Origin of the sequence: Rhodococcus sp. Chr-9 (assembly GCF_000801125.1) — a bacterium.
Classification (GTDB): domain Bacteria; phylum Actinomycetota; class Actinomycetes; order Mycobacteriales; family Mycobacteriaceae; genus Rhodococcus; species Rhodococcus pyridinivorans.
Map to the genome: position 1 here is coordinate 90,540 of NZ_JTIZ01000073.1, position 14,069 is coordinate 104,608.

11 protein-coding genes and 1 pseudogene are annotated in these 14,069 nt (G+C 67.9%); 6 read left to right on the top strand and 6 right to left on the bottom strand.

Features of this window, described 5'->3' with window-relative positions; translation table 11 throughout:
* Window positions 1-58 precede the first annotated feature (58 nt).
* On the top strand, window positions 59-1,702 hold the full coding sequence (locus tag QR64_RS09365) for an MDR family MFS transporter (protein ID WP_019290902.1): 1,644 nt from the start codon (window positions 59-61) through the stop codon (window positions 1,700-1,702).
* A gap of 42 nt (window positions 1,703-1,744) precedes the next feature.
* The gene (gene aroD / locus QR64_RS09370; protein ID WP_039584995.1) at window positions 1,745-2,515 is read left to right on the top strand and encodes a type I 3-dehydroquinate dehydratase; all 771 of its coding nucleotides are present in this window, start codon (window positions 1,745-1,747) and stop codon (window positions 2,513-2,515) included.
* Here aroD and crcB read toward each other — a convergent pair whose 3' ends face one another.
* The 3 genes from crcB to QR64_RS09385 are packed head-to-tail and all read right to left on the bottom strand — an operon-like array spanning window position 2,516 to window position 4,226.
* Window positions 2,516-2,884, bottom strand: a complete 369-nt coding sequence (gene crcB, locus QR64_RS09375; protein ID WP_006552655.1) for a fluoride efflux transporter CrcB — start codon at window positions 2,882-2,884, stop codon at window positions 2,516-2,518.
* Window positions 2,881-3,342 (bottom strand): fluoride efflux transporter FluC, encoded by a 462-nt coding sequence (locus tag QR64_RS09380; RefSeq protein ID WP_039584997.1) that lies wholly within the window; start codon window positions 3,340-3,342, stop codon window positions 2,881-2,883. Before QR64_RS09380 ends, crcB begins: the two co-directional genes overlap by 4 nt.
* Window positions 3,327-4,226 carry an alpha/beta fold hydrolase gene (locus QR64_RS09385; RefSeq protein WP_006552657.1) on the bottom strand — a complete coding sequence of 300 codons (900 nt, stop codon included), beginning with the start codon at window positions 4,224-4,226 and terminating at the stop codon, window positions 3,327-3,329. The genes QR64_RS09380 and QR64_RS09385 overlap by 16 nt, the downstream gene beginning before the upstream one ends.
* Before the next feature lie 85 nt (window positions 4,227-4,311).
* On the opposite strand from QR64_RS09385, the pseudogene QR64_RS09390 reads away from it, so the two are divergent.
* Window positions 4,312-4,554, top strand: a pseudogene (locus QR64_RS09390) (cytochrome P450); the annotation flags it as partial.
* A 19-nt stretch (window positions 4,555-4,573) separates the two neighbouring features.
* On the top strand, window positions 4,574-6,694 hold the full coding sequence (locus QR64_RS09395) for a thiamine pyrophosphate-dependent enzyme (RefSeq protein ID WP_039585000.1): 2,121 nt from the start codon (window positions 4,574-4,576) through the stop codon (window positions 6,692-6,694).
* On the opposite strand, the gene QR64_RS09400 is transcribed toward QR64_RS09395, so the two are convergent.
* The coding region (locus tag QR64_RS09400; RefSeq protein WP_235367076.1) for an HNH endonuclease family protein at window positions 6,695-7,300 on the bottom strand (606 nt) is incomplete at its 5' end.
* A gap of 121 nt (window positions 7,301-7,421) precedes the next feature.
* Window positions 7,422-8,444 (bottom strand): beta-ketoacyl-ACP synthase III, encoded by a 1,023-nt coding sequence (locus QR64_RS09405; protein WP_006552661.1) that lies wholly within the window; start codon window positions 8,442-8,444, stop codon window positions 7,422-7,424.
* Window positions 8,445-8,607: 163 nt separating this feature from the next.
* Here QR64_RS09405 and QR64_RS09410 point away from each other — a divergent pair, with 163 nt between their 5' ends.
* Complete coding sequence (locus QR64_RS09410; protein ID WP_039585002.1) at window positions 8,608-9,216, top strand: class I SAM-dependent methyltransferase; 609 nt, start codon at window positions 8,608-8,610, stop codon at window positions 9,214-9,216.
* A gap of 97 nt (window positions 9,217-9,313) precedes the next feature.
* On the top strand, window positions 9,314-11,149 hold the full coding sequence (locus tag QR64_RS09415; protein WP_006552663.1) for an acyl-CoA dehydrogenase: 1,836 nt from the start codon (window positions 9,314-9,316) through the stop codon (window positions 11,147-11,149).
* A gap of 231 nt (window positions 11,150-11,380) precedes the next feature.
* Here the strand turns inward: QR64_RS09415 and QR64_RS09420 are convergent, their stop codons facing one another.
* Window positions 11,381-13,888, bottom strand: coding sequence for a VanW family protein (locus QR64_RS09420; protein WP_052227258.1), 2,508 nt, complete (start codon window positions 13,886-13,888; stop codon window positions 11,381-11,383).
* Between the last annotated feature and the right edge of the window lie 181 nt (window positions 13,889-14,069).

Sequence of the window (14,069 nt, forward strand, 5' to 3'; positions counted from 1 at the left end):
CCTCTGTGCAGGCCACCTTCGCCTAACAGCTCGATATTCCTATTCCGACAGGAACACCGTGACCACCACTTCGGAACCTCTGGTTCTCACCCAGCGACGGATCTGGATCATCTTCTCCGCGCTCATCGCGGGCATGATGCTCGCCAGCCTGGACCAGACGATCGTCTCCACCGCCATGCCCACGATCGTCGGGCAACTCGGCGGCGTCGAACACCAGGCGTGGATCACCACCGCCTACCTGCTCGCGGTGACCATCGTGATGCCGATCTACGGCAAGTTCGGCGACGTCTTCGGGCGCCGGTACCTGTTCCTCATCGCGATCGGCGTGTTCACCCTCGCCTCCGCGGCGTGCTCGATGACCGACGACTTCTGGACCTTCGTGGTCTTCCGCGCGATCCAGGGCTTCGGGGGTGGCGGTCTGATGATCCTGTCGCAGGCGATCATCGCCGACATCGTGCCCGCGAGCGAACGCGGTAAGTACATGGGCCCGCTCGGCGCGATCTTCGGTCTGTCGGCCGTCGGTGGCCCGCTGATCGGCGGCTTCTTCGTCGACCACTTGACGTGGGAGTGGTGCTTCTACATCAACGTGCCGGTCGGCATCATCGCGTTCGTCATCACCTGGTTCGCGCTGCGCCTGCCGGTGAAGAAGCCGACGAAGCGGATCGACATCCTCGGCGTGCTCACGCTCTCCCTCGCCACGACCTGCCTGATCTTCTTCACGGATTTCGGTGGCGACGCCGATCGCGGCTGGACCGCTCCGCTCACGTGGATGTTCGGCGCCGGACTCGTGGTGTTCGTGTGCCTGTTCGTGCTCGTCGAGTCGCGGGCGCAGGATCCGATCATCCCGCTGTCGCTGTTCCGCAACTCGATCTTCGTCAACGCCACGGCCATCGGTTTCGTCCTCGGCCTCGGCATGTTCTCGGCGATCGCGTTCATGCCGACCTTCCTGCAGATGTCGTCGGGCACCTCGGCCGCGGTCTCGGGTCTGTTGCTGCTGCCGATGATGGCCGGTCTGATGATCACCTCGATCGGCTCGGGTCTGGCCATCACCAAGACCCAGCGCTACAAGATCTATCCGATCGTCGGTTCGCTCATCACCGCGGCGGGCATGCTGTGGCTGACCACCCTCGAGGGCGACACCCCGCTGTGGGTGATCTGCTCGATGCTGTTCGTCTTCGGTCTGGGTCTCGGCCTGATCATGCAGGTCGTCATCCTGATCGTGCAGAACGCGGTGCCCGCCGACGAGATCGGCACCGCGACGAGCTCGAACAACTACTTCCGTGAGGTCGGTGCGGCGCTCGGTGTCGCGATCTTCGGCACCATCTTCACCAACCGCCTGGCGGAGAAGCTCGTCGAGGTCTTCACCGCGGCCGGTGCGACACCGGAGCAGGCCGGCCAGGCCACCGCGACCGTCGATCCGGCGGCGATGAAGCTGCTGCCCGATCCCGTCCGCGAAGGCATCGTCGACGCCTACGCCGACTCGCTGGCGCCGGTGTTCTGGTACCTCATCCCGTTCCTGCTCATCGCATTCGTCCTGGCGTGCTTCATCAAGGAGATCCCGCTCTCCGACGAAGCACTCATGGTCGCGCGTGGCGAGGCGATCGCCGACCCGTCGAAGGCGGCGAAGGACGACGCCGTCGTGGTCGTCGAGGGGACCGAGGCCGGTGCGGACACTGCGGACAGCGGTTCGAAGCGGTCGTGATCGAATAGGGCCGATCATCGGACGAGGGAACGGAGACGGCACGTGGGACGAACGATCACACCGGTTCGCGTCAAGGACGTGGTGATCGGTGAAGGCGCACCCACGATCCTCGTCCCCGTCACCGGCCGCACCCCCGAGGTGCTGCGCGAACAGATCGCGGCCGTCGCCGAGCGGGCCGACGTCGTCGAATGGCGCGTGGACTTCTTCCACACCGTCGACGACGTCGCCTCGGTGGTCGCGCAGGCCGGCTCGTTGTCCGAGCAGTTGCAGGGCACTCCCCTGCTCGCGACCTGCCGCACCGCCGACGAGGGCGGCGAGATCGCGATCGGCGACGAGGCGTACGCCGATCTGACGGTTGCACTCGCCGAGAGCGGCGCGGTGGATCTGGTGGACGTCGAGTACCGCCGCGACCGTGCCGCCGTCGAGCGGATCGTCGCGGCGGCCCACGCCTGCGGTGTTGCGGTGGTGGCGTCGAACCACGACTTCGACGCCACTCCGCCGAAGGACGAGATCGTCGCGCGGCTACGCGAGATGCAGGAACTCGGCGCCGACATCTGCAAGATCGCCGTCATGCCGCAGTCGACGGCCGACGTGCTCACCCTGCTCGACGCGACCCGCACCATGCACGAGGACCACGCCGACCGCCCGTTGATCACCATGTCGATGGGCGGCCTCGGCGTGGTGTCGCGGATCGCCGGGCAGGTCTTCGGATCGGCGGCGACGTTCGGGATGGTCGGCACCGCCTCGGCACCCGGGCAGGTCGACGCCGACGAACTGCGCTCGGTGCTCGGCCTCATCGACCGCGCTCGCTGATCACCACACGGCGGTGAGAGCGAGCCCGGCGGCCGCCGCGATGAGCGTGGTCGCCAGGGTGCCCAGCGCGATCGCGCAGGCGGCACCGTAGCGGCGCGCCACGATCAGGCGGACGGAGTCGACGCTGGTCGTGCTGAAGGTGGTGAACCCGCCGCAGAACCCCACCCCGACGACGGCGAGCAACTCCGCGGCGGCGTCGTGGAACAGCACCGCACCGGTGAGCAGCCCCAGCAGCAACGAACCGATGACGTTGATCAGCACGGTCGGCCACGGGAGGGACGATCCGGAGCGGGCACGCAGAGCACTGTCGACGACGAACCGCGTCACCGCACCGGCGCTGCCTGCCAACGCCACCCACACCGCGATCATCGCCGTGCCGCTCGGCGACTCCCGAACCACGCGCCCAGCGCGACACCGATGCCGGTCGCGAGAAGGCCGACGAGCATCGTGCCGAGCGCATAGGTTGCCGCGGCGACGAGTTCACCGCCGCGCAGCAGCAGGTCGGTGTCGACCGCGAGCGCGCTGTAGGTGGTGAACGAGCCCAGCGCACCGGTGCCCACCCCGAGCCGGACCACCTGACGCCAGGAGGTGTCGGGACCGATGCGGATCAGTGCCTCGAGCAGGAATCCGAGCAGCAGCGCACCGAGGACGTTGATCGCGAAGGTCGTGACCGGCCAGCCCCCGGACTCGACGGGGAACCACCGGCCGAGGCCGTAGCGGGCACTCGTCCCGAGCAGACCGCCCACGGCGACCGCCGCCAGCGCCGACGGTCGCAGGTGCAGCGCTCTCGGCAGCGGGCGTTCGCCCTCGGTCAGTCCTGGTCCCACAACTTCAGAACCGTAGTGAGGATCTCCTCCGACGCACCGAGACCCCCGAGATGACTCTCGCCGGGCAGGTGGTGGAACTGGGCGTCGGGCAGCAGGTCCACCATGTGCAGGCCGTGTTCGATCGGGATGATGTGGTCGGTGTCGCCGTGCCACCACCGCACGGGCACCTTCACGTCGGAGACGCGGAAACCCCAGTCGCGGGTGAATACGACGATGTCGGCGAACGGCGCGGAGATCTGACGTCGGCTGCCGTTGAGCAGGTCGTCGAGGAACATCGTCTTGAACTCGGGACGGGCGAGCAGGCGGCGGTCGGCCTCGGGTGAGAACCGTCCGTACAGGTCGATGATCGGCGACGCGAACGGGCGCACCACGCGGATCGCCGCGCTCATCGCCACGCCGATGGGGACGCCCGCGGTCTGCAGTGCCGGCGCGACGAAGGCGCCCAGCTTCATCAGGTTGCTGTCGATCGACTCGGGACCGACGACCGGTGCCACACCGCCGAGGACCGCAGCCGCGACGACCCGTTCGCGTAGTGCATAGGCCGCGGCGAGGGTGTAGGGGCCGCCGCCGGACAGTCCGACGAGGGCCATGCGGTCGACCCCGAGGGTGTCGGCGACGATGCGCAGGTCGTCGCTGAACGCGAGGACGTTCTCGTAGATGTGCGGTGTAGACGAGCCGATCCCCGGGCGGTCGATCCCGATGAGGCGGATGTGGTTCCGTTCGGCGAAGGCGCGGGCCTCGATGGGAACCTGGCGGCGCGCACCCGGCGTGCCGTGCAGCCAGAACACCGTGCGGCCCTGGGCCGACCCGAACTCGGCGAAACCGAGCCGGCGGCCCTCCCCGACCGCGACGGTGCCTTCGAGCTTGGGGCGTTCGACGTCCATGGCGCCAGCATGGCACGCACCCGCACGCCCGACCAGCGACCGTCCCGTGGGACGAATCGACGCAACCGAGATGTGATGCACGCTTCCCGAGCGGTTCTCGCCGGAGCGCCGCGAGGACAAGGTGCACAAGTACGCGTGGGCGCCCTTCGGCGGTGGCGCGCATCGGTGCCTGGGCATGCATTTCTCGGGAGCGGAGATCAAGACGGTGCTGCACCATCTGCTGTTGCGTTTCCGCTGGCACGTGCCGGCCGACTACGTCGAGCCGATGAACTTCACGTCGTTGCCGTTCCCGAACGACGGGGGGCCGATCCACCTCCTTCCGAGGTGATCGGGCGTAGAAAGAAGGAGTGACCGCCGCCGACGAACTCGACGAACGTTTCGTCACCGCGGTGCGCGCTCTGCCCGGGCACGCACCGCCGACGCGTCCGGTCGACCGGCAGGTCGACGACGACCGGTTGGCGCGGTACTTCGACGCCCAGGTGCAGTCGCGGCACCTCGATGTCGCGGCCCGCACCCTGCAGGGACGCGGCGAAGGCTTCTACACCATCGCATCGGCGGGCCACGAATCGAACGCCGCGCTGGGCCTGTGCACGCGGGTGACGGATCCCGCTCTGCTGCACTACCGTTCGGGCGGTTTCTACGCGGCTCGCGCGTCGCTCGTCGAGGACAGTACCCCGATCCGCGACGTGCTCGCCGGATGTGCGGCGTCCACGCTCGATCCGATCTCGGCGGGCCGGCACAAGGTGTTCGGCAACGCCGGCCTGAACATCCTGCCGCAGACGTCGACCATCGCCTCGCACATGCCGCGGGCCGTCGGTCTCGCCCTCGCGATACCGCGGATGCAGCGACTCGGGCTCGACGCGGCGTGGCCGTGGGATTCGGTGGTGGTGTGCAGTTTCGGTGATGCCTCGGCGAACCATTCGACGGCCGTCGGCGCCCTGAACGCGGCCGCCTACTGCCGGCACCGCGGGTTGCCGTTGCCGTTGCTGCTGGTGTGTGAGGACAACGGACTCGGCATCAGTGTGCCCACCCCGCCCGGCTGGCTCGAGCGGTCGCTGTCGTCGTATCCGGGGATCGAGTACCGGTCGGTGGACGGCGCCGATGCGGTGGAGATGCTCGCTGCCGCAACCGATGCCGTGGAGACGGTGCGCACGACCCGAGCTCCGGTCCTGTTGCACGTGCGGGCAGTGCGTTTCCTCGGCCATGCCGGTTCCGACGTCGAGTCGGCCTACCGCAGCCCGTCGGATCTTGCCGCGGACCACGAGCGGGACCCACTGGTGGGTACGGCCCGTGAACTCGTCGCACGCGGAATGCTCGATGCGGCAGGGGTTCTCGACCGGTACGAGCGGATACGGGCCGAGGTCGGCTCCGTCGCGGACTCACTGACCCGGCCGCCGCGACTGGCGACCGCCGCCGACGTGATGCGCCCGCTCGAATCCGGGCTCGTGCTCGTCGACGACGATCCGCATCCTGCCGGTGAACCGCTCACGCTCGCCCGGGCCGTCACCCGCACGCTCGGACAGCTCCTCGAGGAGGATCCCCACGCCTGCGTGTTCGGCGAGGACGTCGGCCTCAAAGGCGGGGTCTACGGCGTCACCCGAGGGCTGCAGGAGCGCTTCGGGCGCCTGCGCGTGTTCGACACCCTGCTCGACGAGCAGACGATCCTCGGCACCGCGCTGGGCTTCGCCGTCGCGGGCATGCTGCCGATCCCGGAGATCCAGTACCTGGCTTACCTGCACAACGCCGAGGACCAGTTGCGCGGGGAGGCGGCGAGTCTGGCGTTCTTCTCCGACGGGCGGTACCGCAATCCGATGGTCGTGCGCATCGCTGGCCTGCCCTACCAGCGCGGCTTCGGCGGGCACTTCCACAACGACGATTCCGTCGCCGTGCTGCGCGACATCCCCGGTCTCGTGCTGGCCGTGCCGAGTTCACCCGCCACGGCCGGCGCCCTGCTGCGCACGTGCGTCGAGCTGGCTCGTCAGGAGGGCCGGGTGTGCGTCTACCTGGAACCGATCGCGCTGTACCACCGGCGCGACCTCTACGACGAGGGCGACGGACTGTGGCAGCAGATCCCCGACACCGCCGGGCTTCCACCGGGATCGGTGTGCGTCTACGGCGACGGGCGCGACGTGCTGGTGGTGACTTTCGGGAACGGGGTGCCGATGAGTCTGCGTGCCGTCCGTCGCGCGGGAGTCGCGGCAACCGTCCTCGACCTGCAGTGGTTGTCGCCGCTGCCGACGACCGCGCTGCTCGAACACGTCCGCCGCTTCGAGCGCGTGGTGGTGGTCGACGAGACGCGCCGCAGCGGGGGTGTCGCGGAATCGGTCGTCGCGACGCTCGTCGACGATGCGTGGCAGGGCCGGATCACGCGGGTCACCTCCCACGACAGCTACGTGCCCCTCGGGCCGGCCGCGGCGCACGTACTGATGTCGGAGGACGACATCGCGCGGGCCCTGCTGGAGGCGTGATCAGCAGGAGGAGAGGATCCGCGACATCGCGTCGTGTTCAGCCTGGGTGACCCACAGTTCGTAGGTCGTCTTCACCTCGATCTGCCGCACGACGTACTCGCAATGGAAGGCGGTATTCGGCGGCAGCCACTCCGACGCGTCGGAGTCGCCCTTGCCCTGGTTGGTGGGGCCGTCGACGGCAATCAGGTTGCGCGGATCGTTCGCAAGATTCCGCTTCTGCTGGTCGTCCAGATGGCGGGCGCCCTTCTTCCACGCATCCGACAGGGCGACGACGTGGTCGATCTGCACGGCGGACGAGGTCTCGACCCCGCGACGGAAGGAAATCGTCTTCCCCGTGTACGGGTCCTCGAGCGTGCCGGCAGTGACCGTGCACTGCTTCTTCCCGGGCTCGAAGGAGACGTCGACGAGATCGCGCTGCAGGATGTCGTTACGAGTGTCGCAGCCGTTACGCCCCAGGTCGACGGTCACTTCGTCGGTCCACGCCGAGCCGAACAGTGAGCGGTCGTAGCCGCTCTGCGATTCGGCGGGCCGGACGGGCAGTGCCTCCAGCGCCTCGAGGGCTTCGAAGGGGTTCTCGACCGTGCCCCCGCCGGTACCGCCCGGCTCNGGACGACGGCCACGGAGACCACGACGAAGCACAGGATCCAGACCCAACGGGGAACGGACGACGTGCGAATACTCGCCATATGTCGATACTGCTACGAAGTCGTATTGCTACCGCTGCTTCCTACTTCGCGAGCGGGGGCATCTTCACGACCTGGCCCGCATAGGACAGGCCGGCACCGAACGCGAGGAGCAGCGCGGTGGATCCGACCCCGACCTGGCCGGTGCGCAGCATCTTCTCCATCGCCAGCGGGATGGACGCGGCGGAGGTGTTGCCGGTCTCGATGATGTCGTCGGCGACCGCGACGGTCTCGGGCAGTTCGAGCTGCTTGACGATGACGTCGTTGATGCGCAGGTTGGCCTGGTGCGGGACGAAGGCGTCGAGGTCCGCGAGGGCCACGCCGGCCTTGTCGGCGATCTGCCGGGCGAACTTGCTCATCTCGAAGGCGGCCCAGCGGAAGACCGCGGTGCCCTCCATGATGATCCAGGGACGCTTCTGGTCCGGGTTGGTGGCGAAATCGACCCAGTCGGGTTCCTGACGGATCGCGTTGGCCTGCGAACCGTCGGAGCCCCAGACGGTGGGACCGACGCCGACCTCGTCGGACGGGCCGACGACCACGGCACCGGCACCGTCGCCGAAGATGAAGCGCACCGAGCGATCGGTGGGCTCGGTGGTGTCGCTCATGCGCTCGACACCGACGACGAGCACGTGCTCGGCCGTTCCGGCGCGCACGAGATCGGAGGCGACACCGAGGGCGTAGCAGAAGCCCGCGCAGCCGGCCTGGATGTCGAGCGCCGCGGCGCCGCCGGTGCCGATGCGGTCGGCGACGAGAGCCGCGGCCTGCGGGGTCTGGAAGGGGTAGGTGGAGGTCGCGACGATCACGGTGTCGATCTGCGCACCCGTGAGGCCGGCGGCCACGAGGGCCTGCTCGGCGGAGCTCGTCGCCATGTCGACGACCGACTCTTCCGGATGCTGCTTCGCGAAGCGGCGCTCCTTGATTCCGGACCGCGACTGGATCCATTCGTCGCTCGAGTCGATCTGCTGGCAGATCTCGTCGTTGGTGACGATGCGCTCGGGGCGGTGCACACCCAGACCGAGCAGCGCGCTGTTCCTCAGCGGGGCAGGGACAGCGATCTGTGCACCCATCAGACGAACTCCTCCTCCTCGACGTACCGCGTGTCGGTACATCGCATCCGGTCAACGATATCGCAGGTCACGATTTCGTCACAGCGCTACCCCGACGATGCGCTTCCGTAACCCTCACCGCAAGCGGGGGTCCCAATCGCCACGCGAGGCTAGCGTCGCGGTCATGGATGCACAGGCCTGGAACGAGAAGTACGCGGCGTCGGAACTGATCTGGGGCACGCCGCCCAATCCGGTGATCGTCGAACACGTGACGTCGCTACCGCACGGTCGCGCCCTCGATCTCGGCTGCGGTGAAGGTCGTCACTCCCTGTGGTTGGCGACTCGCGGATGGGAAGTCGTGGGCGTCGACTTCTCCGAGGTCGCCCTCGACAAGGCCCGGCAGGTCGCTGCGCAGGCGCCGTCCCGCTCACGAGACCGGCTCCGCTACGTCCGCGCGGATGTGACGACCGACTCGTTCGACGGAGAGTATGACCTGATCCTCTCGGTCTTCCTGCATTTTCCTCCGCCACAGCGGAAGGCGCTTCTCGACCACGCGATCAATTCACTGAAACCTGAAGGAATCCTCATATTCCTGGGGCACGACGCAATAAATCCCAACGAAGGAGTGGGCGGACCCCAGGACAAGGAAATCCTCTACACACCAACCGATCTCGTCGAGGAAATCGACGGCAGATTGGACATCAGGATTGCCGAACGGCGATATCGGGAAACCGATGCGGGAACCGCGATCGACGCGCTCGTCGTGGCGAGCAAACCACCTCTTGGCAGTTAGTTGCCCGACGAGTAACATGGAGATGTTACCGACGAGTAATAACTTGGGCGGTACTTGAAGCCAGCTGGACCGCACCACACTGGGAGACACCGACGACATGGGCCATTACAAGAGCAACCTCCGCGACCTCGAGTTCAACCTCTTCGAGTTCCTGAAGATTCAGAAGGTCCTCGAAGCAGGCAAGTTCGGCGACCTGGACGAGGACACCGCGCGCGGCATCCTCGCCGAGGTCAAGACACTGACCGAGGGGCCGGCAGCCGAAGGCTTCGCCGACGCCGACCGCAACCCGCCGGTCTTCGACCCCGAGACCCATTCGGTGTCGCTTCCCGAGCCGTTCAAGAAGTCGTTCCGCGCCTGGTGGGACGCCGGTTACTGGTCCATGGGCATCCCCGAGGAGCTCGGCGGCACCGACTCACCGCGCAGCCTCCTGTGGGCCGTCAACGAGATGATGCTCGGCGCCCAGCCCGCGGCCTTCATGTACGCGGCCGGCCCCGCCTTCGCAGGCGTGCTCTACGACAACGGCACCGATGAGCAGAAGAAGTGGGCCGCCACCTGCGTCGAGCGCGGCTGGGGCGCCACCATGGTCCTCACCGAGCCCGACGCCGGTTCCGACGTCGGCGCCGGTCGCACCAAGGCGATCAAGCAGGACGACGGCTCCTGGCACATCGAAGGTGTCAAGCGGTTCATCACCTCGGCCGACTCCGACGACCTGTTCGAGAACATCTTCCACCTCGTCCTCGCCCGCCCCGAGGGTGCCGGCCCCGGCACCAAGGGCCTGTCGCTGTTCTTCGTCCCGAAGTTCCACTTCGACTTCGAGAAGGACGAGTTGGGCGAGCGCAACGGCGTGTTCGTCACCAACGTCGAACACAAGATGGGCCTCAATGCCTCCGCGACCTGCGAGGTCACCTTCGGTGGCCACGGCGTTCCGGCCAAGGGCTGGCTCGTCGGCGAGGTCCACAACGGCATCGCACAGATGTTCGACGTCATCGAGCACGCCCGCATGATGGTCGGCACGAAGGCCATCGCGACCCTGTCGACCGGCTACCTCAATGCCCTCGACTACGCCAAGGAGCGCATCCAGGGCGCCGACCTGACCCAGATGTCCGACAAGACCGCCCCGCGCGTGTCGATCATGCACCACCCGGACGTGCGGCGTTCGCTGGCGATGCAGAAGGCCTACTCCGAGGGCCTGCGCGCCGTGTACCTGTACACCGCGGCGCACCAGGACGACGTCGTCGCCGAGCAGGTCTCGGGTGCCGACGCCGCTCTCGCGCACCGCATCAACGACCTGCTGCTGCCGGTCGTCAAGGGTTGCGGCTCCGAGCGGGCCTACCAGTACCTGAAGGATTCGCTCCAGACCCTCGGCGGTTCGGGCTTCCTGCAGGACTACCCGATCGAGCAGTACATCCGCGACTCGAAGATCGACTCGCTGTACGAGGGCACCACGGCCATCCAGGCGCAGGACTTCTTCTTCCGCAAGATCGCCCGCGACCGTGGCGTGGCGCTCGCCCACATCGCCGGTGAGATCAAGAAGTTCGTCGAGCGCGACGACGCCGACCAGCGTCTGAAGAAGGAGCGCACGCTCCTGGCCACCGCGCTCGGCGAGACCCAGACGATGGTCGCGACGCTCACCCAGTACCTCATGGGTGCGCAGGAACAGCCCACCGAGCTGTACAAGGTCGGCCTCGGTTCGGTCCGTTTCCTCGAGGCGTTCGGCGACCTGATGATCGGCTGGCTGCTGCTCGAGCACGCCGAGATCGCTCTCTCCGCGCTCGACGCCGGCGTCGATGCCTCGGACAAAGCGTTCTACGAGGGCAAGGTCGCGGCCGCGTCCTTCTTCGCCAAGAACGTCCTGCCGGAGCTGAGCGTCGCGCGTCAGATCATCACCGACGTCGACCTCGACATCATGGAGCTCGACGAAGCAGCGTTCTGATCGAACCGCTCACGGCGGTAGCGCGATAGACGAGACCGACGTTGTGCGCGATTTCCCCCACGGGTTTCGCACACGACGTCGGTCTCGTCGTTTCTCGGGAGCAGCTCCGCCTCCTCGACGGCCAGATCCCCGACGTGGCGCCGCTTCCGGAGTGACGAAGTAAGGGGAGGTTGTGTGCGTGTTCCTTCACCGGAACCGCACACAACCTCCCCGAAGTTTCGAGGACGTCCGCTACTCCTCTTCGGTTCCACCCGCTGCAGGTGCCTCGACTGCCGGCGCTTCGGCCGCAGGCGATTCGGGTGCGGGCGCCGGTGCGTCCTCGGCCTCGGCGTCCTCCGATCCGGTGTCGCCGGAGGTCGCGTCGCCGCCGCCCGAGGGCTCGTCGCTCGGTTCCGGTTCGGGGCTGATGCACTTCACGATCGGGACCGGGTCGTACCGGACCGTGCGGGTCGCGCTCGAGATCTGCGCGCCCGTCCGTGCGTCGGTGACGATCCGGGTGTCGGTGACGGTGAAGCCCTGCGCGCCGCTCGACGGAATGCAGGCCGAACCGGCGGGCAACGTGATCGTGTTGGGCGAGGTGAAGTTCGTGCGGTTGCCGGTGACCGACTGGACGTCGACGGTCTTGGTGCCCCAGATGCGCACCGTGATGTCCGAGCTCGTGCCGATCGTCTGGATCAGGACGCCCGTGTCGAACGGGTTGCGGAACTTCAGGTCGATGGCGCCGTCGTAGATCGTGGCCTCGCGGGCCACCGGGTACCGGGAGATGTAGTAACTGTGCTCGGTGTGCTCGACGTCTTCCATCCCGGCGAAGTAGGTCGCGTTGTAGAGGGTGGTCGCGAGCTGGCTGATGCCACCGCCCACGGCCTTACCGGGACGTCCGGCCTCGATGATGCCCGACTCGATGTACCCCTGCGCCGCACCGCGCGGACCGGTGTAGTCGTTGAAGGAGAAGGTCTCCCCCGGCTTCACGATGGCGCCGTTGATCTCCTGCGCGGCCAGCCGGATGTTGACGCCGGAAGCGTATTCGAAGCCGCTGGTGGTGAACTCCGAGACCACCTCCCTGATGCCGAGCTTCTCGGCGCCTTCGGTGGTGAGTTCGGGTTCGGCCTTCCTGTACACCGCGTCGGTGCTGCGGTCGCCCGCTTCCTTCAGCAGGTCGGGCAACCTCTCGAGGGTGACGGGCCAGTCGACCATCTCGCCGGTCTCGCTGGGCACGATCGTCGGACGACCACCGTCGAGGACGATCCGCGCATCCTTCGGTTCGGTCTCCGACGGGGCGAGCTGCGGCGCCAGGATGCCGATCGCGGCCTCGGTGTCGTACTGCGGTTCGAGTCCGCCCGAACCGTCCGGCACGAACGACAGGACAGCGCCCACCGCATCGCGCGGCAGCACACCGACGGACCCGTCGAGTCCCCGGACGACCAGATCCTGTGCCACGGCCGGAACGGCGACCTCCGCCAGCGCCCGGTCGAGGCCCTCGCGGGTGACGGTGACGTCGACGCTCTCGACGGGCAGCGAGACATCACCGTACGGCCAGCGCTCGGCGAAGACGTCGCCCGCGACTGCGACGTCGAGCTGCTGGCCGGGCTGCGGCGTCACCGGAACGGGTGTGCCGTCCTCGAAGACGATGTTGCCCTCGCGCGGTTCGTGCGCGGCGGCAGCGGCGGCCTTTTCGATGGCTGCGGACAGGGCGACCTCGTCGCGTGTGGAGACCACGCCGACTTCGTCGTTCCCGAAGAACGACGCGAGTCGCGTGAACGGATTGAGCGGCTGCGAACCCACCTGGTCGAGGGTCGCGGGCCAGTCGATCCCGATCCCGGCCTCCGAGGGCACGATCTGCCCCTGAGTGTCGCCGGCGGTGACGTCGACGGGCATGTCGAGCCGCGGCGTCAGTTGTTCGGTGAGCTCTGCCTCCGCCGCGTCGAGCGACATGCCGCCGATCTCGACACCTGCGACGGTGACACCGCGCGGCACCTTGCCCGACGACAACGCCAGATCGGCCACGTAGAACACGGCGAACAGTGCGACGACGCCACCGACGACGAGCGCGATCGTGCGCCGGGGCAGATTCGATCCAGGCTTGCCCGGTTCGTCGCCGTCTCCGCCGGAACCTCGCGGTCCGCCGGTGGGCGGAGGAGTGACAGGAGGCGGTCCCTGCGGCGGCGGACCCGCCTGCATCTGCTGAGTCTGCTGGTCGCCCTGCGGTGGGTGGGCGGCCGAGGGCATTGCCGTCGACGTGGGTGGGACGGGAGCCCTTGCCTGTTCGGGACCGGGCTGTGCCGGGTTCTGTTCCCCCTGCAAATGGAGGAGCCGATCGGTGGCGGCGGACGATCCGTCACCCGGTGCCCGGTTTCCCGGCGCGACGACCGGGATGACCGCGGTGGGCTCCTCCGAGGGATGGACCTTCTGGGTCGGGGGTTCGTCAGCACCGGTGGGAGCCGCCTGGTTCGTGCCATCGGCTCGGACCTCTGTGGGAGCCTGCGAGGCAGCCGGGGCCTCGGTTTGCGACTCGGTCACATCACTCGCCTGCGACTCGGTGACACTGCTCGCCTGCGACTCGGTGACACTGCTCGCCTTCGCCTCGGCCACCTCCCGGTGAGGATCGACCGCTTCGAACCGCTCGGTAGGAGCCGACGCGCCTTCACCCTCACGAGCGGATTCCGGCGACGAACCGATGTTCTCGGTCCGTGCGTCGTCGTGCTCGTGAGGGGACTCGTCGGTCCCGTTGCTGCCGCTCACCCAGATCCCTTCGCAAAGCTGGGCACGCCTTCGAATTCGCGCGCCGACTACCTGCTTTCAAGGGTAGTGCCCCGGTTCAGAGCGGCTGCGCCCGGAATGCGAAGACCCCGCGTTGCTACCAGGTCGGGGGTCAGGCAGCAGCGCGGGGTCGATGGGTCTATCGCTGTCCGTCGCGGAGCGT